This is a genomic window from Williamsia muralis (assembly GCF_002735905.1).
GTDB classification, from domain to species: Bacteria; Actinomycetota; Actinomycetes; order Mycobacteriales; family Mycobacteriaceae; genus Williamsia; species Williamsia muralis_A.
In genome coordinates this window covers 1,407,495-1,432,047 of the sequence record NZ_PEBD01000010.1, presented here as the reverse complement: position 1 = coordinate 1,432,047, position 24,553 = coordinate 1,407,495, and the positions used below count along the sequence as shown (strand labels likewise).

Below are 24,553 nucleotides of genomic sequence, written 5' to 3'. Positions count from 1 at the left end.
AGGATGGACTGGTGAGTTCGCGCATCGATACCAGCCTTCCCGACCCCGCCGATCTGCCCGACCCGGCCGCCGCGTCGACGGTGCTCCTGTTCGACCTCGACGGCACCATCACCGATTCGTTCGCGGGCATCGAGAAGAGTTTTCGCCATGCCCTCGACACCGTGGGTGCACCGCAACCCGATGAGTCGGTGGTCGCGGGGATCGCGGGGCCGCCGATGATCGACAGCCTTCGGCGGCTGGACCTCGACGAACCCACCGTCGATGCCGCGATGAAGGCGTACCGCGAGCGGTACGTCAGCGTCGGCTGGTTGGAGAACTCGGTGTTCGACGGTATGGATGGACTCCTCGACGACCTGTCCGCATCCGGCCGCAGGCTCGCGGTGGCGACCTCCAAGAATCAGGCCACCGCCCGGCGGATCCTCGAGCACTTCGGCCTGGACAAGCACTTCGAGTACATCGCGGGGGCATCCGACGACGGCTCACGGCGCAGCAAATCTGACGTGATCGGGCACGCACTGGCCTCCCTGGGGATCACCGACGTCTCCGATCACGCGGTGGTGATGATCGGCGACCGTTCGCATGACGTCCACGGTTCGGCCGAGTACGGCATTCCGGCGGTGTTCGTGCGGTGGGGGTATGCGGTGTCCGACGAACACACCGACGCGGCATGGGCTGTGGAATCGGTGGACCAGCTCCGCGAGTTGCTCCATGCCTGAACGCCTGCACGTCACCTTCGTCTGCACCGGGAACATCTGCCGCTCACCCATGGGGCAGAACATCTTCCGGCATGCGCTCGACGAGGCCGGGCTCGCGGACCAGGTCCGGGTGTCCAGTTGCGGAACGGGGCACTGGCATGTCGGCGATCCCGCCGATCTCAGAGCCCGTACCGAATTGACCTCGGCCGGGTACGACGACGACCACACCGCAGCCCAGATCGGACCCGAGCACCTCGGAGCCGACTTGTTGCTGGCGATGGACAGCGGACATCTGCGTGCACTGCAGGAACAGGGCGTCGGCGAACGCGCCCGGCTGCTGCGCAGCTTCGACCCCGACGCCGATGGGCCGGATGTCGCCGACCCGTACTACGGATCGGACGACGGTTTCGCCACCGTTCGTCAGCAGATCGAGGCCGCCGTCCCGGGGCTCCTGGCGTGGGTGCGCGAACGCCGCTGACCCCGTACCCCCGCAGTCAGAGCACGGCCGGTGCGATCAGTCCGTGGATGAAGCGCATCTTCGACAACACCTGTTGCGGGAGCACGAACGGGTACAGATCCTGATGCCCCATCGATCGGTTGATCTGGTTGAGCGCCCACGTCAGTGGTAGCCACAGGTCGATGATCTGGTCGAATCCCACATCACCGAGCAACACGCTGTCGAGGGTGGCACCTGCCGGCGCCATCGCGAATGCCGCAGCGGTGTCGAGGGTGTCGCGGATGTGCAGGTAGTGCGCGAACGTCTCGGCCCAGTCCTCGGCGGGGTGCATCGTGGCGTAGGAGGAGACGTAGTTTCGCCGCCAGTCCGTCGGGGGTCCGTCGCCGTAGTGGCGGTCGAGTGCCGCCTGGTAGTCCTCGTCCGGGTCTCCGAACAATTCCTCGAAGCGTTCCCGGTGTTCACCTGAGCCGACCAGGACCATCTGGTAGTAGTGCCCGATCTCGTGACGAAAGTGTCCGATCAGGGTGCGATAGGGCTCGTCCATCGACACCCGCAACTGCTCGCGGTGCACATCGTCGCCCTCTGCGAGGTCGAGGGTCACCACCCCGCTGGCGTGTCCGGTGATGACCGGGTTCTCGGCGCTGGACAGCAGATCGAATGCGAGGCCCGTGTCGGGGTCCACGTCGCGGCCCCGGATGGGAAGCCCCAGCTCGTCCAGTTCGAGGATCACCCGCCGTTTGTTGGTCTCGGCAACGCCGAATGCCTCCATCGCGGTGGTGTCGGTGTCGGCGGGCCGCGTTCGCGTGAGCCGGCATGACTCGCACAGAGTCGACGGATTTGGTTCGCCCGCAGGTGTTTTCGTGCCGGGTTCGACTTCCGGGATGATCCAGTTGCAGGAGATGAGCGCGAAGTTGGCGCATCGCACCAGCTTTTGTCCGTCGAGTTCGGCGGTCGCCTCGTCGTCGAGTACATACATGGTGCGCGTCGGCATGTGGAATCCGAGCGGGCTCTTGCAGTTCAGGCACAACGTGTTCTCGAACGACAGTCGCTGACCACACTTACGGCAGACCAGATCGCGCATTGGTGACGCTCCCCTCGTGGTGATGATGACGGCGTGATGCCGGCCCGTCGCCGGGCGGACCGCAGTTTTTGCACCGTCCCACTGCGTTGAGAGTAGTCGCTGGTCCGGCCGCGTCGGACATGGCCGATCTGGGAATCGGACACGACACCGTGTCGGACCTGGTGGGTGGACTCGGTACCGTGGTGATGTGCGTGTCCTGCGAAACTTCCTGCGTCCCGGATGGATCGCGCTTGCCATCGTGGTGATCGCGTTCGCCGTCGCGTGTTTCTGGGTGCTGGCCCCGTGGCAGCTGGGTAAGAACTCACGCACCGAGCATCAGAACGACCTCATCAAACGAGCGGAGTCGTCTCAGCCCGTTCCGATCGGCGACCTCTATCAAGATGGTCGGCCGGTCGAGGACGCCGAATGGAGCCGTGTCTCGGTCACCGGCAGGTACTTGCCGGACAAGCAGGCAGTGGTCCGGCTGCGCTCCATCGAAGGGTCGCCCGCCTATGAGGTGCTCACCCCTTTCGCGGCCGAGTCCGGTGACACCTACCTGGTCAACCGCGGATACGTGAAGCCTGTTCAGGGCACGGCCTTGCCTCCGATAACCCCGCCGCCGTCCGAGCAGGTCGCGCTGGTCGCTCGCATCCGTGCGGCGGAGGGAACCAGTCCGGGGCGTGAGCCGCGTACCGAGGCCGGCGCCACACAGGTCTATTCGATCGACCCGGAGGTCCTCGGCCGTGCCGTCGACGTGCCTTTGGCCGCCGGATACCTCCAGCTGACCGACGACCAACCCGGTGGACTCGGAGTCATCGATCTCCCCCAGCTCGATTCAGGCCCTTATCTCTCTTATGGGTTGCAATGGCTTGCCTTCGGTGTGATGGCACCGCTGGGGCTGGGCTACTTCGTGTGGTCGGAGGTCAAGCAGCGGCGAGCTGCGAAGACCGGCGCCCCGATACCCAAGAAGCCACGCGAGCGGGGCCGCCGGACGCGGGAGGCACTCGCCGCGTCGTCCACCGGGTCAGTGGTCCATTCGGAGGCGCGTGGGCCGATCGGCTCAGGGCCGACGAGCGCGCCGGACGACAAGCTGTCCGACCGCTACGGTCGCTAGGGCGCCGATCTGCACCCGCCGCGACAACCCCGCGGCGCGGTACAGGTCGCGGCCGGTGGGAGCGCGACCGTCGCCCAGCGTCGGGCGAATCTCGGTCCGGTGCCGGTAGACCGTGACACCACCGAGCTTCACGCCGAGTGCTCCCGCGAACGAGGCCTCGACCACACCCGCATTGGGACTGGGATGTGCCGATGCGTCCCGACGCACAGCGGTGGCCGCCCCGGCCCTGTCGTCACCGAGCGCCACCACCAGGACTGCGGTCAGGCGGGCGGGCAGGAAGTTCGCCGCGTCGTCGAGTCGAGCGCTTGCCCAGCCGAAGTTGGAGTACCTGCTGTTGCGATATCCGACCATCGCATCGAGCGTGTTGATCATCCGGTACGCCAGCAGTCCCGGGATCCCGGCGATCGCTCCCCAGACGAGCGGGCCCACTGTTGCATCCGAGGTGTTCTCGGCGACGGACTCGAGCGCGGCGCGTGCCATCCCGTCTGCGTCGAGACTGTTCGGGTCACGCCCGCACAGACTGGGTATCAACGCCCGGGCGCCCTCGAGGTCGTCGGACGCCAGCGAGTCGGCCAGACGCTCGCCCACCGACGTCAGGGAGGTTCCGCCCAAGGTCGCCCAGGTGATCAGCGCCGTCGGCAGCACCCCGGTGCGGCGGCCCATCATGCCCGCACCAGTGACCACTCCCACGCAAGTGACGGTGAACACGGTTCCGGCCCAACGTGAATCGCGATACAGGATGCTCTCGAGCCTTCCCGCGGCGATACCCATGCCGGCCACCGGGTGATAGCGCATCGGGTCGCCGAAGATGCGGTCGAGGAGATATCCCGCGGTCAGCCCGAGGGCGCGGTCCCAGCCAGCAGTCACCATGGTGTGCTCATCCTAGGACTTGGTGAGGCGCGCCCGGCGATCACAGCAAGTGAGGGTACCCTCATTCCTGCTTGGTGCCGCTTCAACGACGCAGCGGCGCCCGGCCCACCCCGGGGCACTGGTTCCGACATCACGAACAATGGTGAGCTAATGAGAACTACCAACCTGCCAGACGACCTTGACCATACCGGCGACCAGCGAATGTGGTTGTCGGGTTTCCTGGCCGGTTTCGACGCCGGCTCGACAACGGAAGGCGCCGTCGCGACCGACCGCGACGCAGTTCTGGCCGCCGCCCGAGCGGCACTCGCCGAGCTCGACAGCGGGGTGTCGGCCCCGGAGATACCCGGCGCCGAGAAGATCCCAGACCGCCCGGCCAAGCCGAAAAGGTCACCGTGGACCCGCAAGAACCCCTATGCCGCCACGCTCGTCGCCAATCGACCACTGCGCGGCTCGGACTCGGCCAAGGACGTCCGTCATGTGGTCTTCGATCTCGGCGACAGCGACATCGACTACGAAGCGGGCGACGGCCTCGGCATCCGACCGGTCAACGACCCGCACCTGGTGTCGGCGTTGATCACCAGGATCGGGGCAGATCCGCACCAACCGATCACCACCCGCGCCGGCGAGTTCACCCTGGTGGACGCCCTGACACACGAGTACGAGATCTCTCTGCCCACCCGCGACCTGATCGACTTCATGGCCGAACGATCGCGCGATGCCGAACTCGATCACGTTCTGTCCACCGAGGAACGTGAGGCTCTTGAAGGATGGTTGTGGGGTAAGGATGTCCTGGACCTGCTCGACCTCGAACCCGCGCTCGAGATATCCGCGACCGAGCTGCTCGAACTCCTCAGACCGCTCACCCATCGGGTCTACTCGATCTCGTCGAGCCCACTGACACACAAGGGCATGGTTCATCTGACCGTGTCCGCGGTTCGGTATCGCTCGGCGCAGCGCGACCGCCGAGGGCAGTGCTCGACCTACCTCGCGGACCGGCTCAAGGCGGGCGACACGGCCGGTGTCTTCTTGTCGAAGAACCGCTCGTTCCGCCTGCCCGACGACGACTCGGTACCGGTGGTCATGGTGGGCCCGGGTACAGGCGTCGCCCCGTTCCGCTCCTTCCTCTACGAACGCAAGGCCAGGGGCGCTCGGGGACGCAACTGGCTCTTCTTCGGGGACCAGTTCCGGGCAACGGACTTCATGTACGAAGACGAGATCGTGCAGTTCCGCCGCGACGGCGTCCTCGACCGGCTTGATCTGGCGTTTTCGCGGGACCAGGAGCAGAAGGTCTACGTGCAGGACCGGATGCGGGAGAACGGCGCCGACCTGTTCACCTGGCTGGAGGACGGTGCACACTTCTACGTCTGCGGCGACGCCTCGCAGATGGCGAAAGATGTGGATTCGGCTCTTCATGACGTGGTCGCCGAGCACGGCGGGTTCGATGCGGAGACCGCGGAGGACTACGTGAACACCCTCAAGCGGGAGAAGCGGTACCTGCGAGATGTGTACTGATCTCTGATGGGCCGCGCATCGCGACAACCCAAGGCCCGCAACGATTCCGGCGGGCCGCAGCCCGGCGTGTACCCGATCGACACGGGCAGTTGCGAGCTGGTTCGTGACCACCTCACCGACGGTTGGATACTGAACGTCAACGGCGTGCAGAGTTCTCACATCAACCTCTCCGACCCCAGCCAGCTCGACTTCGAGTACATGCAGTGGATGGCCGCTCTCATCGGTGACCGCTGGCCGGCCTCGAGCCGACTGCGCGTTCTTCATCTCGGCGCCGGCGCCTGCTCCATGGCTCGTCATCTCGCTGCGAACTATTCGCAGGCCCGGCAGGTCGCGGTCGACATCGACGACACATTGGCTCGTTTGGTGCGGGAATGGTTCGATCTGCCTCGTGCTCCACTGCTCCGACTGCGGGTGGGTGACGCTCGCGAGGTCACCGAATCACTCACCGACAACAGCCGTGATCTGATCATTCGTGACGTGTTCTCCGCCGCCGTCACCCCACCGGCACTGATCACCACCGAGTTCACCGCCCAGGTGCGTCGGGTGCTGGCCCCTGGCGGTGTCTACATGGTCAATTGTGGTGACACCCGCGACCTTTCACTCGCCCGATCAGAGGCCGCCACCTTGGGGACCTTGTTCGAGCACCTCGCGATCATCGCCGACCCCGCGATGCTCAAGGGCCGTCGTTACGGCAACATCGTGATCGCCGCCGCTGACACCCCGCTCGGCGAGTCACCAGCAGTTGCCCGGGCACTCCTCGGCGGCGGCGTTCCGGCGCACATCTGGCTCGACCCGAAAGTGCGTTCCTTCGCCACGGGTGGCCGCGTCCTGCACGATCAGGCCGGGTGACTCCGCCGACAGTACAAAGGGTGTGATCACGGCCCGATGTTGCCGCCGTACGTCGCGATCTTGTACTCGGTGGCCGCCAGCGACAGCTCCAGTTCGCGGATGCGCCGGGTGATCGTGTCGCGTTGCTCCAGCATGATCTCGAGTCGCTCGGCAACCGTCCGCTCCCCTTGGTCGGCCAATTCCACATAGTGCTGCAGATCCCGCATCGGCATGCCCGACAAGCGCATTCGGGAGACGAAGACCAGCCGCCGGACAGCGGCGCCATCGTAGGCACGTCGGCCGGCGAGATCTCGTGGCACCGTGACCAGGCCGGCTCGCTCGTAGTAGCGAAGTGTGTGCGCGGACACGCCGAGCAGTTCGGCCACGTCGGCGATGCCCAGCGGGCCGTCCACCTCGACAGAACCGACCAGGCCGTGGACCGCCTCCACGGTCATCGACTCGTCGCCGCCCTGCAGCGCATCGAGCGCTCGGCTCATCAGATCTCGGGTCGCCATGATGCAACGCTAGACCGGCCGGACCGACTCTGGGACGCCCGGAAAGTCTGCGCTCTCGGACAATGCGGCGATCTTGTCGAGTTCCTCGAGTCCACGTCGGTGAGCGTTGGCGAGCCGACGTACCGCTTCACGTCCGAGTGGGATTCGCAGCGGCGCGCTGTCGGCGTCGACCAACGACCGGATGATGTCCGCCGCGCGAGCGGGATCGCCCTCCTGCTTTCCGTCCACGGCCAGCATGTCGGTGCGCACTGCAGCCAACAGAGGGCCATAGGTCTTCGATGGCGTTGCGAGTTTGAGTACGTCGGGTGCGTTGAAACCCGTTCGGAAGCGGCTCGGCTCGACGATGAGAACTCTGATGCCGAACGGTTCCACCTCGCCGGCCAAAGCTTCAGACCACCCTTCGAGCGCGAACTTACCCGCGGAGTAGGACCCGGCACCCGGGAATGACACGCGTCCGCCTTGGCTGCTGATCTGCACGATTGTTCCTTTGCCTTGCTCTCGCATACCGGGCAGTATCGCCCGCACCAGGGCTGCAGGACCGAACAGGTGCTGATCGAGCATGTCTCGCAATTGCTGGTCGTCGATTTCCTCGGCTGCCCCGATCTGCCCGACTCCACCGTTGTTGACCACAACGTCGATGGCACCGAAGCGCTCCACGGCGCCGACGACGAGGTGGGCCGCAGACGCGGTGTCGCGCACATCGTGGCGAACCGCCAACAGCGCGTCGGGGTAGGTGGTGAGCAGATCGGCGATCCGCTCGGGTCGTCGCATCGCGGCCACCACGCGGTCCCCTGCGGCCAACGCCGCTTCGGTGAGAGCCCGTCCGATGCCCGAGGATGCGCCGGTGATGATCCAGTTCTTTGTCATGGAGGCGACGCTAGGTCTTCGAGCGCACTCGAACGCAAGCCTCTGTCAGAGCACCGACTTGTCAGAGGCCGACGTTAACCTCCCGGCACAACGATCTGCACCAGCCAGACAGCCAAGGAGGACGCCATGCGTCAGCAATCCGATCCGGTCGATTTCGCCCACCGCGCGATCGCCAAGCGCTATTGGACGGTCACCGCGGTACGTGCGGCCGTCCAGGTCGGATTCCCGTCGCTCGCCTACACCACCGGGCTGACCTCGCTGGCGCACCCCGAGCTGATCATCTACGGACTCGAACCGGGCACCGCGGGATCCATCCTGAACACTGTCGGACACCGGATCGCAAGGGCCGGAGGCAGCCTCACCGCCGGTGAACGCCTGTCGGGTTTCTTCGACAACGACCTGGACCTGGTGGCCATCGAAGCACTCACCACGTCGGACCTGCGCGTCGCGAACCGCGTCTACGGCAGTGTGTCGGCGTGGCAACTGGTCTGGCCGGATTCGGCTGGGCTCTACCCGTGGAGTGCGGGCTACGGCATCGCCAAGACCGTGCAGCCTCTCGCCGGTCTGCCTGCTGCATGACCTCGGATCGGATCGGCTGATGGGCCGACATCAGATGCGTGTTCGGCGCACCACCGTCGATACTGAGCGCCATGGTCACCCTGAAGCGAGGCGCTAACACAACCATCTCTTCCGGCCTTCTCACTGTCGCGGTCACCGGAGCGGCGCCCGGCACGGTTGACGTGATGGCGTTTCTTCTCGGCGACAACCACAAGACGCGAACCGACTCGGACTTCATCTTCTTCAACCAGCCGCAGTCGACCAATGGTGCGGTTGTGCTGTCGGGTGGCACCACCCTGACGGTCGACCTCGCGAGGGTGCCTGCCGACGTCCACACCGTTGCCGTTGCGGTCGCCTGCGACGACGGGTATCCGTCTCCCCTGTCGGCGCTACCCGCTCTGGCAGCCTCTGCCAGCGGCACCGGGTTCCAGATCGAGCTACCCGCAGCCGGGTTGAGTACCGAACGTGCCGCGGTGCTGGGCGAGATCTACCGGCGGGGCGGTGAGTGGAAGATCCGCAATGTCAGCGCCGGATGGGATCGCGGCTTCGCGGATCTGGTTCGGGAACACGGTGTGGAGGTCGATGACGAACCCGCGGCCACGTCGCCCGCCCCGGGGGTCGCGGCGGTGAGATCTGTTGCGGGCGAGGAGAAGCTCTCGCTCGACAAGCGCCATCGCCTCGACATGCGCAAGCGTGAGGTGCACAAGGTACTGCTCAGCAAGAACGCGACCGGCGTCCGAGCCCGGGTCATCCTTGTCATCGACAAGACCGGGAGTATGTCGCGGCAATACTCCGGCCGGGTGGTGCACCGCGTGGTCGAACGGATGCTGGCGGTGGCCACCCAGATCGACGACGACGGCCAGTTGGAGCCGTATATGTACGCCCGTGGTTTCGCGCGTGTCCCCGACATCAGTGTGACGAACGTCGAGTCGTGGACCGAGGAGTTCCTCCACCTGTCGGGTGTTCACGGGGGCATCGACTACGACGCGATCGGAGCGTCGAACGATGAACTGCCGATCATGAACGAGATCCTGAACACGGTTGTCCCTGGACGGCCGGTCCTTGTCCTCTTCTTCACCGACGGCGGTTTCCGGAAAAAGGTACCGATCAGCGAGCTGATGCGTGCTGCGTCGGGCGCTCCGGTGTTCTGGCAATTCGTCGGGATCGGCAGGGCCAACTACGGAGTCCTAGAACGACTCGACGACATGGCGGGCCGCGTCGTGGACAACGCGGGCTTCTTTGCACTCGACGACATCGATCAGGTGAGCGATGACGATCTGTACCAGCGTCTGCTCTCGGAGTTCCCTGAGTGGATGCGGGCGGCCAAGAGCGCAGGCATCCTCCCCTGAAGAACGCCGAACCCCAAGCGAATCCCAAATCACACTGTGGCCTTGTCACGCACCCCGCCTGGGAGTGTGCGCGTGACAAGGCCACATCTGGTGATGGGATCAGCTGCGCGACGCCGCACTGATCGCCCGCACACCTGCGGCAATTCCACCGACGGCCACGATGAGGGCCGCGACCACACCGGAAAGCACCGTCTTGGTGTCGAAGTCGCCCACGAACAGCGCGCGCTCCGCTTCCACCACGTAGTGCAACGGGTTGATGTTCACCAGCACCTTCATCCATCCCGGCGCGTCATCGAGCGGGAGCATGGTGCCCGACAGGATCAGCATCGGGAACATCAGCGTCTGCTGTACCGTCCAGAACACCCAGTCCTGTTCGCGCACAGCAAGAGCCAGGGTGTAAGACAGGGCTCCGAGTCCGACGCCGAACACACCGAGGATGAGGATGCCGATGGCTGCTCCCCCGAGGTTGATGTCGAAGCCCAAGGGTAGGCCCACCAGCAAGATGATCACGGCCTGCGCTGCGAGCGGCACCATTTCCTTCAACGCACGTCCGATCAGCAACGAGCTGCGGCTCAATGGGGTGACGAGCATCCGCTCATGACTGCCCGAGTGGATCTCGTCCATCAGGTTGGAGCCGGTCATCGACGTGCCGAAGATCGCGATCATCGCCAGCACACCCGGAATGAACCAGTTCCACACATTGCCCGAATCACCGGCACCCGGAACGTCTTTCAGAAGCGGGCCGAACAGAGCAAGCAGAATCAGCGGCTGCACGAGACTGAAGATCACGGTGAACGGATCCCGGACCGTCGGCCGCAATTCACGGGTCAGAACAATGGAACTGTCGCGGACGATTGATGTTGTCATCGGTTTCTCCTGGAGACTTTGGCTAAGGGTTTGAGGGAAAGGTGTTCAGACGGCTGCAGTTTCGCGCAGGCTTCGCCCGGTGAGTGAGAGGAAGACATCGTCGAGGGTCGGGCGCGTCGAGGATGCACTGCGTACCGCAACTGCCCTGGCCGCGGCTGCGGTGATCACCTGGGGCAGCACCTTGTCGGCACCGACAACCTGCAATTCGACTGACTCGCCGATCACCTCGGCGCTGCGTACCGCATCGATCGAGGTGGCGATCCGGGCCAGTTCTGCGGCACCGTCGGAGGAGTCGGCGGTGAGGCTGATGCTGTCGCCGGCAAGGGTGTCTTTGAGCGCCGCCGCGGAGTCGTCGGCGATGACCGTGCCCTTGTCTATGACGACCACTCGTTCGGCCATCGCGTCGGCCTCGTCGAGGTAGTGCGTGGTCAGCACGATGGTGGCACCGGTCTCCGCGCGCAACCGCTGAATGTGTGTCCACAGGTTGGCCCGGCTCTGGGGATCCATGCCCGTGGTCGGTTCATCGAGGAAGATCACCGGAGGCCGGTGCACGATGCCGAGCGCGATGTCGAGTCGGCGGCGCTGACCTCCCGAGAGAGTGCTCACCTTTCGGTTCTCCATCCCCGTCAGGTCGAGGGCCGCGATCAATTCGTCTGCGCGAAGCGAACTCTCGGCTTTGCCGAATCCATAGCACAGACCCTGGGTGATGAGTTCTTCACGTACGCGCTGGTTGTTGCCACCACCGTTGCCCTGGCCCACGTAGCCGATCTTGCGCCGGACCGCATCGGGCTCGTCGGCGATGTTGTGCCCGGCCAGCCACGCCGCACCGGACGTGGGCCGCAACAGCGTGGTGATCATCCGCAACGTGGTGGACTTACCCGCCCCGTTCGGTCCGAGGAACGCGACCAGCTCCCCTTCTTTCACGGCCAGATCGATGCCCTTGACTGCTTCGACGGTGCTCTTGCCCTGCTTGAAGGTCTTGGTCAGGCCCACCATCTCGATGGCCGGCGTGTCGTGTGTCTGAGTCATCTTTGTTGTCCTCCCGGAATGAGTCGCGAACTGCGATGAGGAGAACCTATGACCCATTGCGGACAGTATCGGTCCGCAATATCTGGCATTGTCAAAACCATGTTGGATACCTCAGCGCGACTACTCCGGCTCCTGAGCCTGCTTCAGACCCGTAAGGACTGGTCGGGAGCAGATCTGGCGGACCGGCTCGGCATCACCACCCGCACCGTGCGCCGCGACATCGACCGGCTACGCGAGCTGGGGTATCCGGTGGACGCCAGTGTGGGTGTCGGCGGCGGATACCAGCTCGGGGCCGGAGCCGAGATGCCACCGCTGCTTCTCGACGATCACGAGGTTCTGGCGGTGGCGCTGAGTCTGGGCGCCGGTGCGGCAAACTCGGTCAGCGGCCTCGACGAGGCGTCGATGCGCGCGATGTCGAAGTTGCGTCAGGTGATGCCGTCGCGGCTTCGGCACCGGCTCGATTCGCTGCAGGTCGACTCCACCCCCACCCGAACCCGGGTGGCGGTGGATGCCGGCGTTCTCGCGGACGTCGCGGCCGTCTGTCACCGGCACGAGCGACTCCGGTTCGACTACAAAGCCCGTGACGGAACAGAGAGCAGGCGCGAGGTGGAGCCCTACCGCCTGGTTCGCAGTGGCGCGCGGTGGTACCTGCTCGCGTGGGACCTCGGCCGCGACGACTGGCGTTCGTTTCGCCTCGACCGGCTCACCCCGAAAATACCGACGGGCCCGCGCTTTTCACCTCGGCCGCTGCCCGAAGGCGGCGCTGCGGCATTCATCGCGCGCAGCCTGGGGTCCGTGTACCGCCAGGCCAACGCGCGGGTGCAGATCCACAGCCCCGTCGACAAGGTCGCCGACATGGTCGACGCCGAGTGGGGTGTGGTGGAATCCGGCGACACCGACAGCTGCGAGGTGCAGCTCTACGGCCAGTCTGCAGCTGCAATCGCACGGTGGCTGTACGCGTTCGACGCCGACTTCACAATTCTCTCGCCCACCGAGCTGCGCGACGAATGTGTGGCACTCGCCGAGTACCACCTTCGGGTTGCCGAGCGTTACCGCAACGCCTAACGCCGACTGCCGGGCGAGGCGCACAACCCATCGACGGTCTTGGCGAGGTCGTCCGCGAGATGGCGTGCGTCCTGGAACACGCGCTTGGCGCCGGCACCCCGGAGGGCATCACCGCCGATGCCGCCGGTCAGCACGGCCACCGAACGAACACCCACCTTCGTTGCCGCGATGGCATCCCAGGTGGCATCGCCGACCATGACCGCGTTCGAGGCACTCACCCCGGCGCGCTCTACAGCGATCTTCACGACGGTCGCGTCGGGTTTGGCCGTCTCCACGTCTTCCCCGGAGGTCACCGCATCGATGTGGTCCTCGACCTCGAGCAGATCACGCAGAATCTGCAGTTCCTGTTGCGGCGCCGAAGTCGCAAGGACCACAACGTATCCGAGCTCCTTGGCGCGTTTGATGACGTCACGGCCACCGGGCAGAATGGTCAGCGAATCGGAACGCCGGAGATAGGCCTCGGTGTGTTTACTCGACGCCGCATCGGCCAGATCCGACCTGCCCGACGCGTCCGCGCCCACTCCCGCGATGTCCAGGAGTTCATCGACCAGGAGTGACCCGTCCATCCCGATGCGGCGGTGGATCTCCCAGTGGGGAACGGTGAGATCGACCTCGGCCAGCGCCTCATGCCAGGCCGCGACGTGGGCGTACACCGAGTCCACGAGGGTGCCGTCGATGTCGAACAGGACAGCGAGTTTCTCGCCTTCGATCTCCGCCATGCCCTACGCCTTCTCTTGCATGCCGGCGCGAGCCGGATTGCCCTGGTCCGCGGCCTTGGGATCGGACTCCCCAGCCTTGGACTCCACACCGTCCTGGATCGCCTTGCCGACACCGGGGTCGATGCGCTGCCAGTACTCGAAGGCCCGGCTGAGCACCGGGTCCTCCACCCCGTTCAGCAGATGACCGACAACGTTGTCCACCAGTCGATCTCGCGCATCCTGATCCATCACCTCTCGGATGAGCGTGCCCGCCTGACCGAAGTCGTCGTCCTGTGGGTGGTCGACGTATGCGGTGCGCACGATGGCACCATCGGCCGCCCAGCCCGGCTCACCCCGGAAGTCGTTACGCGCGGCAGGACCGCCTTTGGAGTTGGGTGCGTACACAGGATCGGACACGTTGGTGACCCGCATCGCGCCGTCCTTGGAGTAGCTGTGCACCGGATACTTCGAGGCGTTGACCGGAATCTGCTTGTAATTCACGCCGATTCGGTATCGGTGTGCATCCGCGTAGGCGAACGAGCGCGCCAGCAACATGCGGTCCGGACTCAACCCGATCCCGGGGACGAGGTTGTTGGGCTCGAATGCGGCCTGCTCGATCTCGGTGTGATGGTCGGTGGGGTTCCGGTCGAGCTTCATCCGGCCGACCTCGATCAGCGGATAGTCGTCGTGCGGCCAGACCTTGGTCAGATCGAAGGGATTGAACCGATACGACGTTGCGTCGTCGAACGGCATCAGCTGCACCTTCATGGTCCACGTCGGGAAGTCGCCACCGTCGATGGCCTCGTACAGATCACGAGTGTGGTAATCGGTGTCGGCGGAGGCCATCTGGTCGGCCTCGTCCTGGGTGAATGTCTCGATGCCCTGGTCGGTCTTGAAGTGGTACTTCACCCAGTGCTTTGCACCGGAGCTGTTCACCCACAGGTAGGTGTGGGAGCTGTAACCGTTCATGTGCCGCCAGGTCCGCGGAATTCCGCGGTCACCCATCAGCCACGTGACCTGATGTGCCGACTCCGGGGACAGGGTCCAGAAGTCCCATTGCATGTCGTGGTCACGTAAGTTGTTGTCCGCGCGCCGTTTCTGTGACCGGATGAAGTGCTGGAACTTCAGCGGGTCCTTGATGAAGAAGACCGGCGTGTTGTTGCCGACCATGTCGTAGACACCCTCGCTGGTGTAGAACTTGAGCGCGAAACCGCGGGGGTCCCGCCAGGTGTCGGGGCTTCCACGCTCGCCCGCCACGGTGGAGAATCGCGCGGCCATCTCGGTGACGGTGCCCGGCTGGAAGACCGCTGCGCAGGTGTATTCGGACACATCAGCGGTGACCTCGAACGACCCGAACGCGCCACTGCCCTTCGCGTGGGGCTGCCTTTCGGGCACTCGCTCGCGGTTGAACTGGGCCATCTGCTCGATCAAGTAGTGATCGTGCAAAACGATGGGACCACCGGCGCCCACTGTCAGCGAGTGCTCATCGCTGGTGACCGGCGCACCGGAATCCGTTGTCGTGTTGAACCGTTCGTCTGCCATGCGCGCCTCCAGGGCTTGCTGTTCGATCGGTCTGTCGACCCGAGGGCTACAGGTCGACCCTTCGTAGCCTAGCGACTGGCCTACCGCTTTTCATTGCTTCGGCGGTCGCCGATCCGCCGATACCCGCTACGACCAGCTGCTTCTCCGCGGCGTCACAGCCGGCGTTCGGCGTCGGCCGAGCCGACGACCGCGGCATCGGTCGCCGATCCCGGGTGCGGCTGTGATGTGAGCCGGGCGATGTCGGCCCGCAGGTCGCGGACCTCGTCGTGCAGCGCGTCGATCTGACGCTTGGTGGCCGCGAGATTGGCTTCGTCGGTCTCGTTGACGCGTTCGACGATCCAGGTGGCGATGCTGGCCGTGACGACGCCGATCAGGCTGATGCCACCGATCATCAGACCGACCGCGATCATCCTCCCGGTGAGCGTGGTCGGCGCGTAGTCGCCGTAGCCGATGGTGGTGACCGTGGTGATGGACCACCACAACGCGTCCTCGAAGTTACGAATGGTGGCGTCGTCGCTGCCCCGCTCGGTGTCGAGGATCGCCAGCGACGCGACGAAGATCAGCATCAGGCAGGCAACCACCGTGTACGCCAGTACCCGTCCGCGGATTGCCTGACCGGCAACGCGATGGAGTACGGCGAGTACCGCGAGCAGGCGCAGCAGACGTAAGGGACGCAGGACGGGTAGAGCCACGATCAGCAGTTCCGGGAGGTGCCGGACGAACCAGCGGAGTCGCTCACCCGCGAGACCGAGCCGCACCAGGTAGTCGATGACAAAGCTGGCCCAGGTGATGAAGATGACCGCCTCGAGGAGGTCCTCCGCCGTTCCACCCGGTTGGGCGAGTACTTCGACGGCGTAGCAGAGAACGAACACGACCCCGGCGATGGCCAGCGGCCACTCGGTCAGATGGATCCACCGGTCCTGCTGTGAGATCGCAGGGCTGTGCGCGCCATCGTCGACCTCTGTGGCCACCTGGTCCCCTCACGTCGCGAACGCCCCCCCGATCGGTGTGACCCCGCGGGATATTCGATTCGCCCATTTCAGCAAATTGTCGACGGTCACCGCATGAAAACAGCTGTGCCGCGGACCAGCGGTCCGCGGCGCAGCGTTGTCAGAGGTGAGACTCAGGCAGTCACCGGCTTCTTCGTGGTGTCCACCTTTGTGCCGGAGTCGTCGTCGTCTTTGTCCCAGCTGTCGTGGCCGTCGTCGACCATCGTCAGCTCGTCGAACGGATCGTCACCGCGCAGCACGTTGTCGACCTGATCCTTGTTGATCGTCTTGGTCCAGGAACCGACCAGCATGGTTGCCACCGCGTTGCCGGAGAAGTTGGTCACCGCACGCGCTTCCGACATGAACCGGTCGATTCCGACGATGATCCCGACGCCGTCGAGGAGTTCGGGACGGTGGCTCTGCAGACCGCCGGCGAGCGTGGCCAGGCCCGCGCCGCTGACGCCGGCCGCACCCTTGGAGGCAACGATCATGAAGACCAGCAGCGAGATCTGCTCCCCGAGCGAGAGTGGCTGACCCATGGCGTCGGCCACGAACAGCGAGGCCATGGTCAGGTAGATCGCCGTGCCGTCGAGGTTGAACGAATAGCCGGTCGGGACAACAACTCCGACAGTGGTGCGTTCGACGCCGAGGTGCTCCATCTTGGCGATCAACCGCGGCAACGCCGACTCCGACGACGAGGTGGCGAAGATCAGGAGATACTCACGGGCGAGGTAGCGCACCAACTTGAAGATCGAGACGCCGGCGACAAAGCGGAGTAGCAGTCCGAGGATTCCGAAGACGAAGATCACGCAGGTGACATAAAAGCCGAGCATCAACGTCAGCAGTTCGGTGACCGCACTCCAACCGGTTTGGCCGACGACGTTCGCGATCGCGCCGAAAGCGCCGATCGGGGCGAGCCACAGCACCATGGCGAGCACCTTGAACACGATCTTCTGCAGCGTCTCGATGGCTCGCAGCGCGGATTCGCCCGACTTGCCCAGACTCTGGATGGCGAAGCCGACCAGCAGTGCGATGAACAGGGTCTGCAACACACTGCCCTCGGTCAGCGCCGAGAGCATCGACGTCGGGATGATCGACTGGATGAAGTCCAGCGTGCCGCCCGATTCGTGTGCCTTGTCGGCCAGTTCGGTGCCCTTGCCCATCGCCGAGGGGTCGAGGGTCAGACCATCACCGGGCTTGAGTAGGTTGCCGACCACGAGTCCGATCGCCAGCGCGACCGTCGACATACCCAGGAAGTAGGCGAAAGCCAGGCCGCCCACCTTTCCGACTGTGGCGGCTGCGCGCACCGACCCGATACCGAGGACGATGGTGCAGAAGATGACCGGGCTGATCATCATCTTGATCAGGCTGACGAACATCGTGCCGAGGACTCCGACGTCCTTGCCGACCCCGGGAGCCAGGATGCCGACCAGGACACCGGCGATCACGGCCACGATCACCGCGATGTACAGCCAGTGCGTGCGATCGCGTCGTTTCGGAACGGCAGCGTCCCCGTCGGCCTGACGATCGTGTGTGGTTGTCATGATCGAACTTCCTTCTGACTGGTGGCAAGAATGGGTCTGCAAGGATGGTGTTCCACGGGGGTGAGCCAGGTCACCATTTAGTTCATTACGTTCAATCGACGGAGAGGTTTCATGGCCAGGTTGGTGCCCCGTTCACTTGCCGGCCAAACGTTTGTGCTGCAGCTGGTCGTGATCGCGGTGATGGTCCTGGGCGGCAGTGCACTGGCGATAGTCGACGCAAGGCGCGACGGTGACGCTGCGGCCCGGTTGCAGGTGACCGGCATCGCCAGCGCGCTGGCCGAATCGCCGGCGACCGCAGCGGCCATCGAATCCGGGACAGCGACAGCGGTGCTGCAACCCGTGACCGAACGGGTTCGGGCAGATACCCAGATCGCGTTCATCACGATCATGGCGCCCGACCGGACACGCTTCACCCACACGAACCCCGAGCTCATCGGCCGGCCGTACATCGGAACCATCGACCCGGCGTTGCAGGGCCGCACCTTCACCGAGGTCTACACCGGCACTCTCGGTCCCTCGATCCGCGCAGTCGCGCCGGTGCGCTCATCGTCCGGCGACATTGTCGGACTGGTGTCGGCGGGGATCACCCAGCAGACGCTCTTCTCACGCTGGCAGCAGCAGTTGCCGCAGATCCTGCTGATCGCCGCCGGAGCGTTGCTCGTGTCGCTCGTCGGGATCTGGGCGATCCGCCGTCGCCTGCTGCGGCAGACACACGGGTTGGCTCCCACCGAACTGCAGGTGATGTATGAACATCACGACGCCATCCTCCACTCGGTGTCGGAAGGATTGATCGTGCTGGATCGACATGGCGTGGCCCTGGCCAATGACGAAGCCCGGCGCCTGCTGGCACTGCCTGCGGGCGAGGTGGACAAAGAGAGCCTGCCGGCATTTCTTCGGTCGTACTCCCCCGGCGCACGCGATGAAGTCCATGTGACGGGCGACCGGGTACTGGTGGTCAACAGGTCTCGTGTCCCTGACAATCGGTCGCCGGAGACCGAGGTGGTCACCATTCGTGATCGGACCGAATTGCAGGGCGCCCTGGGCGAACTCGACTCGATGAAGGTGTTCACCGAATCGCTGCGATCGCAGGCTCACGAATCGGCGAACCGCCTGCACACCATCGTGACGCTGGTGGAGATGGGACGCGGCGACGAGGCCGTCCGCTTCGCCACCACCGAGTTGGAGTTGTCGCAGCAACTGGTGGACCGGCTGTCCGAATCGGTCGGTGAACCCGCACTGGCTGCCCTGCTGCTGGGCAAGAGCGCTCAAGCCGACGAACGGGGCATCGAGTTGACGATCACCGACGACACCGTGATTCCCTCGGACAGCGAGCACGCCGTGTTGTCGGGCCAAGAACTCGTCACCGTGGTGGGCAACCTCGTCGACAACGCCTTGGATGCATGCGACCGGTCCGACCCCTGGGTGGAGGTCACCGTACGGCAAGATGGCGAACATCTGCTGATCCAGGTCGCCGACAGCGGGCCGGGCATGGATGCTGAGGAGTTCAGCAAAGCGAGGGAGCGCGGATACTCCACCAAGTCCGGTGGCGAATCTGGCAGGCGCGGACTGGGTTTGGCGCTCGTGTCCCAGGTCGTCGATCGCCATGAAGGCACCCTCACCGCCGAGGTGACCTACGGGTCGGTTGTCACCGTCACCTTCGGGCCGCCGGCATGATCAACGTTCTCGTCGTCGAAGACGAACCCTTGATCGCCGAAGCCCACCGCACGTATCTTGGCAGGATCGACGGTTTTTCCGTTGTCGCCGTTGTGCATACGGCGCAGGATGCCATGCGATCGGCCGCAGAGTCCGCGACAACGGCAGCCCCGATCGACCTCGTCCTCCTCGATCTGGGGCTGCCCGACGCCAGCGGGATCGACCTGGCATCAGCACTGTCAGGGCTACGCCCGGCCCCCGACATCATCGCCATCACGTCCGAACGAGATCTGGAGATGGTGCGCGCCGCCGTCGCCCACGGGGCGCTGGCGTACCTGCTCAAACCGTTCACGTTCGCCGCCTTCCGCGACCGCCTCGAGCGATACCAGCGTTATCGACAAGCCTTGCCCGCAGGTACCGACGCGGCCAGCCAAACCGAGGTCGACCGTGCCATCGCCGAATTACGCGGCACCACAGACAAATCCGCGGCCCCGAAAGGCGCGGCACCCGGCACCACCGACGAGATAGCCCGCCGGATCCGCGACAGTCCCGAAGGTCTCACCGCCGCCGAGGCCGCCAACCAGGTCGGGGTGTCACGGGTGACGGCCTGGCGTTATCTCGAACGCCTGGCCGACGAGGGAACCCTCTCTCGCCACACGGACTACGGCAATGCCGGTCGGCCCAAGATCCGTTACCAGTGGCGGCGCTGAGCGGCTATGTCTCGCACGCCACCCCGTCGCCATCGCGGTCAAGGGCGGACCGGTAGCCGGCTTCTCCTTGCATGATCGGAGCAGCACCTGCTGCTTTCACCGCTGTGCAGTTCTCGTAATAGACCGCTCCGGCGTTGGAACCGGGTGCGATGGGCACGTATGCCGGTGTCGACGTCCGCGGCATGACAGGCAGTGGTGCCTGAGTCGCAGTGTTCGTGTCCGGAATGCCGCGGGTGACCGGCACTTCCACGATCGAGGTCACCACTGAGGTCACGATTCGGGTTGGCGGTGCCGCTGTCGTCGTGGTTGTGGTCGCGGTGGTGGTTGTTGATGTTGTCTTCGGCGGTGATGTCACCGCAGGTGTCGACGCTTCGGCAACAGTTTTCGGCTTCTCATCAGCCTTCTCCTCCGAAGGCGCGACGAGGCCGACGATCATCAGTAGCGCGAAGACAGCACCAACAATCCACGGCCATTTCCGCTTCTTCTTCGGTGGCTGCCCATATGGGGACCCACCGGTCGGCCGATCCCAGTTATCGGGCATGGAGAACTGTTGCGTCATGGAACAAAAACCTTTCGGAAGGGTAATGAAATGCGCTGCTACCAGCGACTTCCCCACCGGTCCGAGCCATTCACCCACCTATATCGGTGAGCCACCAGTTCGTTACAGACACGGCCTGTCTGTGGCTTTTCGAGTTGTAGCTGCTTCCCCGCCTGCACTTGTCCAGCGTTCGAATATTGCCGTGGCCGGTCATGCGCGGAGTTTGCCCTCGGCAATCAACGGGTACCTGCCGGATCGAGTCAGATCATGGTCGTAGCTATGAAAGGGACAACCGATGGTGTCGGAAACACACGTCCGGGAACTTCTCGAGAGTTCGTTCGAGGATGCGCATCTGATCTTGGAAATGGGTCAGCTGTCGGTCGTCGACGGCGCAAGCGCGGAGAAGGATGAGTCGGCGCTGGTGGTCGCCACCGCGCGCGAATTGCGCGAGACTCATGACGTCGCGCACGTCAACGACGAGGAGCTGACATCCATCGCCGCGCTCCTCGACGACCGGATCGCCAAGCTCGGGGCCTGATCGCCGTACGCGTCACAATGCACTCGAATAGCTGATGGCGGTAGGGCCAACAGCCCGTGAACAAACTAGAGGGTCCGACGTGCGCGCCGTACGGTCAAAGGTATGAACCCCGAGGATCAAGAGCAGCAGCAGATCGAGCAGATCGCCGACAAACTCGCGGACAAGCACGCGGATGTACCGACGGAAGCTGTCGCCGAGGTCGTCGAGGACGCATACCGGAAGTTCGATGGCCAACCCATCCGCGACTTCGTCCCGCTTCTCACCGAACGTCGGGCAGAAGAAGAACTCGGTGGGAACCCTGTCGCCACGCCTGAGTCCCTCGAAGAATCAAGCTAAGGGCCATGCGTCCAGGAGACGGGAAGCGATATCACGCGCTTCCGGCGGTCTCTTTTGGCCGACCCGCAGACTGCAGAGCGCGAAGATCCGCGGCCTCGGCTTCGAGATCTGCGTGACTGATCACGCGCGCCATCACCATGGCAACAAAGATCGAGATCAATACCCAAGCGGCTACGGCGACGCCTATCCATAAGAACACGTCGAAAGTATGGCCCACTATCCCGAATTGGGAAACTGTTCTTTTAAAAGTAATTTCGAATTGATCGTCACGATCAGAGTTTATGATTCTGACGATCAAAACCGTCGGATTTCAAAGCCAGTTCGAACAATGTCGAATCAGATTCACGGCCTGTTCCCAGCCTGATCGTCCCATCACGCCAGTTTGTCCGCAACGTTGCCCCTGGCTGGTGAGCTGCAGACCAGCGGGCTGTCTTTACGTGTGGCACCGGGCAGGTGCTCGGTGCACGACGCTCCGCAGGGTCACCTCGCCGTAGCTTTACGGAGCCGCAGCGCCGGTGTAGCCGTCGGGTTCATTCGTCTCACCATCGCGCATCAACCGACCGACCACGTCGAGCGATTCCATTGCCAATCCTTGCTAAGCGGGTTGAGTTGGTTCTGCGAACGAATTGGTCACCCAATCAAATTGAGTTTCGCCGACAAAGCCGATTGAACAATTCAGTTTCAGCATTGTGGCGATTCGAAACAGGCCTGTGGCAAATCGCGGGTCCGTCCAGTACCCCACCGTGGACACACCTGGTCACCGAGTCAGGGTGTCGTACGCTCGCACCTGTGGGCATAACGAACGACGATGTACAGCACCTACGGCGATGCGTGGATCTGGCACGCGAAGCACTGGCGGCCGGCGATGAACCCTTCGGTTCGGTGCTCGTGAGCGCAGACGGCCGAACACTTTTCGAAGAGCGCAACCGCGTCAAAGACGGCGACAACACGAGGCATCCGGAGCTGACGATCGCGTTGTGGGCAGTGGAGAACATGGAGCCGGCCGCGCGGGCCGCGGCCACGGTGTACACCTCCGGAGAGCATTGCCCGATGTGCGCCGCCGCGCACGCGTGGGTCGGACTGGGCCGAATTGCCTATGCCGTGTCGTCGTCTCAATTGTCGGAGTGGCTCGCGGAATGGAATGCTCCTCTCTCCCCGGTTGCCGGCCTGCCGATCAATACCGTTGCGCCCCAAGTGCCGGTAGATGGGCCGGCTGATGCTCTGGTCGACGAGATGCGGGCCCTGCACGCACAGCGATTCAGCGTTTAGCCGGAACCCTGGCTCGCTGTCCGACCGTGTAGCACCTACCGCTCAAGTCGGTTCAGATCTCGCCCGCCGACGTCCCTTCGTGGCCTCCACCGGATCGATCGACCCGCCCGACCATTCGGCGGCCATGGCAAGACTTGCCTCCCGGCCCGAATGAACGTGAAGGAACGCTGATTCGGCCGCACGGTCGGCGTCGTGGGCTGCGATGGCGGCAAGGATTTCCTCGTGCTCATGGCACTGACGGCCCGGATCCCGGTCTTTTGTCAGATGAAAGAGCCACTGCGTGCGCGCCTCCAGAGGGCGCAGCAGCGACTCCAGCAGAGGGTTCGCGGACAGGTCGACGATCATTTGGTGAAACTTGGCATTGGCCGCTGCGATCGCTGGGCGGTCCCGCTTCAGCGTCGCCGCACGAGCGGCTTCGAGTTGCTCCGACAACCGGGCGAGACCTTCCTCGTCGGCTCGCTCTGCAGCAAGCCGGGCGGCAAGGACTTCGAGACTCTCGCGCACGTCGAACAGATCTCGGACATCGTTCTCGCTGAAGGGCGAAACGATTGCGCCTTGTCGCGGCACCAAAACCACCAGTCCGTCCTGCTGCAGCAACTGCAACGCCTCGCGCAGCGGAATACGCGAGACATCGAGTTCCGCGGCAAGATCGCGCTCGACCAGCCTTGACCCCGGCGCCAGCCGCAGATCTACGATTTGGCGGCGAATCTCCTCATACGCGTGCTGGCGCAATGACTTTCGATCGTTCGCCGAACCCGTCAGCTCTTCTACCGCAGGCATGAACACCAAGTCCTCTCGCGGATCTCGCCTCGTTCAACCGAGTCTAGCCAGACCCACTTAGCGGTATACCAATAACTAACCGCCTCGTAATCGGATGGAAACACTCAGCCCCCACTCTTCTCGTAACGGTATACCGCTAAAACACAGCGGCCGACGACAGGAGACACCATGAGACTTCGATCCACAACCGTCCGCGTTCCGGTGGCGCTGCTCGCAGCCGGCGCCATTGCGGTGGGGATGTCAGGGTGTGGCACGTCAGGCGCCGACGCCAACGACGGAAGCCTGTCGGTGGGAGTCTTCTTCCCCGGCTCTGTCACCGACACCGGATTCATGGAGTCGGGCTACCTCGGATACCAGAGGGTCGAACAGGCACTCGGCGACAAGGTGGACCTCAGCTATGTCGAGCAGGTTGTACCGGCTGACTACCAGCAGGCATTGCAGCGCTTCGCTTCTGAGAACGAATTGGTCATCTCGGTCGGCGGCCAGACCGACGCCGACGTGCGAAAGATCGCCCCTCAGTTCCCAGATGTGAAGTTCGTCGAGATCGGTGGACCTTCCGACGCCGAGCCGATGGACAATCTCGCTTACTACGATCCGCAGCAGGCCGAAGCCGAATTCCTCTCCGGTGCAGTGGCAGCGGCTTCATCGGCCACCGGAACGGTCGGATTCGTCGGAGGCGTCGAGTTGCCGGCCATCGTCAATGCGGCCAAGGCGTTCTCGAACGGGGCGACGTTTGTCCGACCCGACGTCAAGGTTTTCAGCCCCCAGTATGTCGGCGACTTCAACGATCCCGCCAAAGCCAAACAGGCTGCGGGCACCGCCTACGCGGGAGGTGCCAACATCCTCGGTCAGATCGTCAACCTCGGCAAACAAGGCATCGAACAAGCTGCACGCGACTCGGGCAATCGTATGGTCGGCGGGCCGATTCCCGGAGATTGCGCAAACCCGGTATACGTAGGTTTTGTCCGCACCGACATCGGGACCGAGATCGAATACGCCGTCTCCTCAACGCTCGACGGCTCGTGGGCGGCTGCACAGGTTCCGTTCGGTCTGACAACAGACAAGGGTGGCAGCGACTTCATCCTCTGCTCGGATGACCCGGCCGCCACCAAGGCGCTGACCGACGCAAAGGCGGCGCTGACCTCCGGCTCTGTCACGGCATACTGAAAC

Annotated in this window: 27 protein-coding genes; 14 read left to right on the top strand and 13 right to left on the bottom strand. The window is 64.3% G+C overall.

Annotated elements, in window-relative coordinates; genetic code table 11:
- Positions 1-11: 11 nt before the first annotated feature.
- Both CSW57_RS20275 and CSW57_RS20270 read left to right on the top strand, forming a co-directional pair.
- Complete coding sequence (locus CSW57_RS20275) at positions 12-716, top strand: HAD-IA family hydrolase (RefSeq protein WP_370623998.1); 705 nt, start codon at positions 12-14, stop codon at positions 714-716.
- Positions 709-1,173, top strand: a complete 465-nt coding sequence (locus CSW57_RS20270; protein WP_099384278.1) for a low molecular weight protein-tyrosine-phosphatase — start codon at positions 709-711, stop codon at positions 1,171-1,173. Before CSW57_RS20275 ends, CSW57_RS20270 begins: the two co-directional genes overlap by 8 nt.
- Before the next feature lie 16 nt (positions 1,174-1,189).
- Here CSW57_RS20270 and CSW57_RS20265 read toward each other — a convergent pair whose 3' ends face one another.
- On the bottom strand, positions 1,190-2,233 hold the full coding sequence (locus tag CSW57_RS20265) for a zinc-binding metallopeptidase family protein (protein WP_099384277.1): 1,044 nt from the start codon (positions 2,231-2,233) through the stop codon (positions 1,190-1,192).
- A gap of 187 nt (positions 2,234-2,420) precedes the next feature.
- On the opposite strand from CSW57_RS20265, the gene CSW57_RS20260 reads away from it, so the two are divergent.
- Positions 2,421-3,326 carry an SURF1 family cytochrome oxidase biogenesis protein gene (locus CSW57_RS20260; protein ID WP_099384276.1) on the top strand — a complete coding sequence of 302 codons (906 nt, stop codon included), beginning with the start codon at positions 2,421-2,423 and terminating at the stop codon, positions 3,324-3,326.
- On the opposite strand, the gene CSW57_RS20255 is transcribed toward CSW57_RS20260, so the two are convergent.
- Positions 3,273-4,196: a cobalamin biosynthesis protein gene (locus CSW57_RS20255; RefSeq protein WP_099384275.1), complete on the bottom strand. Its 924-nt coding sequence runs from the start codon at positions 4,194-4,196 to the stop codon at positions 3,273-3,275. The genes CSW57_RS20260 and CSW57_RS20255 overlap by 54 nt on opposite strands.
- A 150-nt stretch (positions 4,197-4,346) precedes the next feature.
- Here CSW57_RS20255 and CSW57_RS20250 point away from each other — a divergent pair, with 150 nt between their 5' ends.
- Together CSW57_RS20250 and CSW57_RS20245 are read left to right on the top strand one after the other, a co-directional pair.
- On the top strand, positions 4,347-5,708 hold the full coding sequence (locus CSW57_RS20250) for a sulfite reductase subunit alpha (protein ID WP_099384274.1): 1,362 nt from the start codon (positions 4,347-4,349) through the stop codon (positions 5,706-5,708).
- A 6-nt stretch (positions 5,709-5,714) separates the two neighbouring features.
- Positions 5,715-6,557, top strand: coding sequence for a spermidine synthase (locus tag CSW57_RS20245; protein ID WP_099384273.1), 843 nt, complete (start codon positions 5,715-5,717; stop codon positions 6,555-6,557).
- A 26-nt stretch (positions 6,558-6,583) separates the two neighbouring features.
- On the opposite strand, the gene CSW57_RS20240 is transcribed toward CSW57_RS20245, so the two are convergent.
- Together CSW57_RS20240 and CSW57_RS20235 are read right to left on the bottom strand one after the other, a co-directional pair.
- Positions 6,584-7,051: a MerR family transcriptional regulator gene (locus CSW57_RS20240; protein WP_099384272.1), complete on the bottom strand. Its 468-nt coding sequence runs from the start codon at positions 7,049-7,051 to the stop codon at positions 6,584-6,586.
- Positions 7,052-7,060: 9 nt separating this feature from the next.
- Positions 7,061-7,918 carry an SDR family NAD(P)-dependent oxidoreductase gene (locus CSW57_RS20235; RefSeq protein WP_099384271.1) on the bottom strand — a complete coding sequence of 286 codons (858 nt, stop codon included), beginning with the start codon at positions 7,916-7,918 and terminating at the stop codon, positions 7,061-7,063.
- 126 nt (positions 7,919-8,044) lie between these two features.
- Here CSW57_RS20235 and CSW57_RS20230 point away from each other — a divergent pair, with 126 nt between their 5' ends.
- Entirely contained in the window at positions 8,045-8,497 is a 453-nt protein-coding gene (locus CSW57_RS20230; protein ID WP_023953847.1) for a DUF4262 domain-containing protein, read from the top strand.
- Between the two features lie 71 nt (positions 8,498-8,568).
- Positions 8,569-9,825: a vWA domain-containing protein gene (locus tag CSW57_RS20225; RefSeq protein ID WP_099384655.1), complete on the top strand. Its 1,257-nt coding sequence runs from the start codon at positions 8,569-8,571 to the stop codon at positions 9,823-9,825.
- 99 nt (positions 9,826-9,924) lie between these two features.
- Here CSW57_RS20225 and CSW57_RS20220 read toward each other — a convergent pair whose 3' ends face one another.
- A complete protein-coding gene (locus CSW57_RS20220) occupies positions 9,925-10,692 on the bottom strand; it encodes an ABC transporter permease (RefSeq protein WP_099384270.1) in 768 nt (255 codons plus the stop codon).
- A gap of 45 nt (positions 10,693-10,737) precedes the next feature.
- A complete protein-coding gene (locus CSW57_RS20215; RefSeq protein WP_099384269.1) occupies positions 10,738-11,721 on the bottom strand; it encodes an ABC transporter ATP-binding protein in 984 nt (327 codons plus the stop codon).
- Between the two features lie 99 nt (positions 11,722-11,820).
- Here CSW57_RS20215 and CSW57_RS20210 point away from each other — a divergent pair, with 99 nt between their 5' ends.
- Positions 11,821-12,786 carry a helix-turn-helix transcriptional regulator gene (locus CSW57_RS20210; protein ID WP_099384268.1) on the top strand — a complete coding sequence of 322 codons (966 nt, stop codon included), beginning with the start codon at positions 11,821-11,823 and terminating at the stop codon, positions 12,784-12,786.
- Here CSW57_RS20210 and CSW57_RS20205 read toward each other — a convergent pair.
- The 4 genes from CSW57_RS20205 to CSW57_RS20190 form a co-directional block, all read right to left on the bottom strand.
- Positions 12,783-13,505, bottom strand: coding sequence for an HAD family hydrolase (locus tag CSW57_RS20205; RefSeq protein WP_099384267.1), 723 nt, complete (start codon positions 13,503-13,505; stop codon positions 12,783-12,785). The two genes, CSW57_RS20210 and CSW57_RS20205, sit on opposite strands and share 4 nt — an antisense overlap.
- 3 nt (positions 13,506-13,508) lie before the next feature.
- The gene (locus CSW57_RS20200; RefSeq protein WP_099384266.1) at positions 13,509-15,026 is read right to left on the bottom strand and encodes a catalase; all 1,518 of its coding nucleotides are present in this window, start codon (positions 15,024-15,026) and stop codon (positions 13,509-13,511) included.
- A 152-nt stretch (positions 15,027-15,178) separates the two neighbouring features.
- Positions 15,179-15,997, bottom strand: a complete 819-nt coding sequence (locus CSW57_RS20195; RefSeq protein ID WP_370623996.1) for a potassium channel family protein — start codon at positions 15,995-15,997, stop codon at positions 15,179-15,181.
- Positions 15,998-16,149: 152 nt separating this feature from the next.
- Positions 16,150-17,559: a cation:dicarboxylate symporter family transporter gene (locus tag CSW57_RS20190; protein WP_099384265.1), complete on the bottom strand. Its 1,410-nt coding sequence runs from the start codon at positions 17,557-17,559 to the stop codon at positions 16,150-16,152.
- Between the two features lie 111 nt (positions 17,560-17,670).
- On the opposite strand from CSW57_RS20190, the gene CSW57_RS20185 reads away from it, so the two are divergent.
- Positions 17,671-19,233 (top strand): sensor histidine kinase, encoded by a 1,563-nt coding sequence (locus tag CSW57_RS20185; protein WP_099384264.1) that lies wholly within the window; start codon positions 17,671-17,673, stop codon positions 19,231-19,233.
- The gene (locus CSW57_RS20180) at positions 19,230-19,922 is read left to right on the top strand and encodes a response regulator (RefSeq protein ID WP_099384263.1); all 693 of its coding nucleotides are present in this window, start codon (positions 19,230-19,232) and stop codon (positions 19,920-19,922) included. The genes CSW57_RS20185 and CSW57_RS20180 overlap by 4 nt, the downstream gene beginning before the upstream one ends.
- 4 nt (positions 19,923-19,926) lie before the next feature.
- Here CSW57_RS20180 and CSW57_RS20175 read toward each other — a convergent pair whose 3' ends face one another.
- A complete protein-coding gene (locus CSW57_RS20175) occupies positions 19,927-20,481 on the bottom strand; it encodes an excalibur calcium-binding domain-containing protein (protein ID WP_223249362.1) in 555 nt (184 codons plus the stop codon).
- Positions 20,482-20,755: 274 nt separating this feature from the next.
- On the opposite strand from CSW57_RS20175, the gene CSW57_RS20170 reads away from it, so the two are divergent.
- Both CSW57_RS20170 and CSW57_RS20165 read left to right on the top strand, forming a co-directional pair.
- Positions 20,756-20,998: a hypothetical protein gene (locus CSW57_RS20170; protein WP_099384262.1), complete on the top strand. Its 243-nt coding sequence runs from the start codon at positions 20,756-20,758 to the stop codon at positions 20,996-20,998.
- A gap of 102 nt (positions 20,999-21,100) precedes the next feature.
- The gene (locus CSW57_RS20165) at positions 21,101-21,334 is read left to right on the top strand and encodes a three-helix bundle dimerization domain-containing protein (protein ID WP_023953870.1); all 234 of its coding nucleotides are present in this window, start codon (positions 21,101-21,103) and stop codon (positions 21,332-21,334) included.
- Between the two features lie 31 nt (positions 21,335-21,365).
- Here the strand turns inward: CSW57_RS20165 and CSW57_RS24530 are convergent, their stop codons facing one another.
- Complete coding sequence (locus CSW57_RS24530; protein ID WP_189339334.1) at positions 21,366-21,533, bottom strand: hypothetical protein; 168 nt, start codon at positions 21,531-21,533, stop codon at positions 21,366-21,368.
- Positions 21,534-22,123: 590 nt separating this feature from the next.
- Between CSW57_RS24530 and CSW57_RS20155 the strand changes: the two genes are divergently transcribed.
- Positions 22,124-22,603, top strand: a complete 480-nt coding sequence (locus CSW57_RS20155) for a nucleoside deaminase (protein WP_099384260.1) — start codon at positions 22,124-22,126, stop codon at positions 22,601-22,603.
- A gap of 42 nt (positions 22,604-22,645) precedes the next feature.
- Here the strand turns inward: CSW57_RS20155 and CSW57_RS20150 are convergent, their stop codons facing one another.
- On the bottom strand, positions 22,646-23,383 hold the full coding sequence (locus tag CSW57_RS20150) for a GntR family transcriptional regulator (protein ID WP_189339333.1): 738 nt from the start codon (positions 23,381-23,383) through the stop codon (positions 22,646-22,648).
- 168 nt (positions 23,384-23,551) lie between these two features.
- On the opposite strand from CSW57_RS20150, the gene CSW57_RS20145 reads away from it, so the two are divergent.
- A complete protein-coding gene (locus CSW57_RS20145) occupies positions 23,552-24,550 on the top strand; it encodes a BMP family ABC transporter substrate-binding protein (RefSeq protein WP_099384259.1) in 999 nt (332 codons plus the stop codon).
- The last annotated feature ends 3 nt before the right edge of the window (positions 24,551-24,553 follow it).

Excerpts from the sequence above, each read along its gene's own strand:
- CSW57_RS20270 (WP_099384278.1), top strand. The coding sequence starts at position 709 with ATGCCTGAACGCCTGCACGTCACCTTCGTCTGCACCGGGAACATCTGC.
- CSW57_RS20265 (WP_099384277.1), bottom strand. The coding sequence starts at position 2,233 with ATGCGCGATCTGGTCTGCCGTAAGTGTGGTCAGCGACTGTCGTTCGAG.
- CSW57_RS20255 (WP_099384275.1), bottom strand. The coding sequence starts at position 4,196 with ATGGTGACTGCTGGCTGGGACCGCGCCCTCGGGCTGACCGCGGGATAT.
- CSW57_RS20250 (WP_099384274.1), top strand. The coding sequence starts at position 4,347 with ATGAGAACTACCAACCTGCCAGACGACCTTGACCATACCGGCGACCAG.
- CSW57_RS20245 (WP_099384273.1), top strand. The coding sequence starts at position 5,715 with ATGGGCCGCGCATCGCGACAACCCAAGGCCCGCAACGATTCCGGCGGG.
- CSW57_RS20240 (WP_099384272.1), bottom strand. The coding sequence starts at position 7,051 with ATGGCGACCCGAGATCTGATGAGCCGAGCGCTCGATGCGCTGCAGGGC.
- CSW57_RS20235 (WP_099384271.1), bottom strand. The coding sequence starts at position 7,918 with ATGACAAAGAACTGGATCATCACCGGCGCATCCTCGGGCATCGGACGG.
- CSW57_RS20230 (WP_023953847.1), top strand. The coding sequence starts at position 8,045 with ATGCGTCAGCAATCCGATCCGGTCGATTTCGCCCACCGCGCGATCGCC.
- CSW57_RS20225 (WP_099384655.1), top strand. The coding sequence starts at position 8,569 with ATGGTCACCCTGAAGCGAGGCGCTAACACAACCATCTCTTCCGGCCTT.
- CSW57_RS20220 (WP_099384270.1), bottom strand. The coding sequence starts at position 10,692 with ATGACAACATCAATCGTCCGCGACAGTTCCATTGTTCTGACCCGTGAA.
- CSW57_RS20215 (WP_099384269.1), bottom strand. The coding sequence starts at position 11,721 with ATGACTCAGACACACGACACGCCGGCCATCGAGATGGTGGGCCTGACC.
- CSW57_RS20210 (WP_099384268.1), top strand. The coding sequence starts at position 11,821 with ATGTTGGATACCTCAGCGCGACTACTCCGGCTCCTGAGCCTGCTTCAG.
- CSW57_RS20205 (WP_099384267.1), bottom strand. The coding sequence starts at position 13,505 with ATGGCGGAGATCGAAGGCGAGAAACTCGCTGTCCTGTTCGACATCGAC.
- CSW57_RS20200 (WP_099384266.1), bottom strand. The coding sequence starts at position 15,026 with ATGGCAGACGAACGGTTCAACACGACAACGGATTCCGGTGCGCCGGTC.
- CSW57_RS20190 (WP_099384265.1), bottom strand. The coding sequence starts at position 17,559 with ATGACAACCACACACGATCGTCAGGCCGACGGGGACGCTGCCGTTCCG.
- CSW57_RS20185 (WP_099384264.1), top strand. The coding sequence starts at position 17,671 with ATGGCCAGGTTGGTGCCCCGTTCACTTGCCGGCCAAACGTTTGTGCTG.
- CSW57_RS20180 (WP_099384263.1), top strand. The coding sequence starts at position 19,230 with ATGATCAACGTTCTCGTCGTCGAAGACGAACCCTTGATCGCCGAAGCC.
- CSW57_RS20175 (WP_223249362.1), bottom strand. The coding sequence starts at position 20,481 with ATGACGCAACAGTTCTCCATGCCCGATAACTGGGATCGGCCGACCGGT.
- CSW57_RS20170 (WP_099384262.1), top strand. The coding sequence starts at position 20,756 with ATGGTGTCGGAAACACACGTCCGGGAACTTCTCGAGAGTTCGTTCGAG.
- CSW57_RS20165 (WP_023953870.1), top strand. The coding sequence starts at position 21,101 with ATGAACCCCGAGGATCAAGAGCAGCAGCAGATCGAGCAGATCGCCGAC.
- CSW57_RS20150 (WP_189339333.1), bottom strand. The coding sequence starts at position 23,383 with ATGCCTGCGGTAGAAGAGCTGACGGGTTCGGCGAACGATCGAAAGTCA.
- CSW57_RS20145 (WP_099384259.1), top strand. The coding sequence starts at position 23,552 with ATGAGACTTCGATCCACAACCGTCCGCGTTCCGGTGGCGCTGCTCGCA.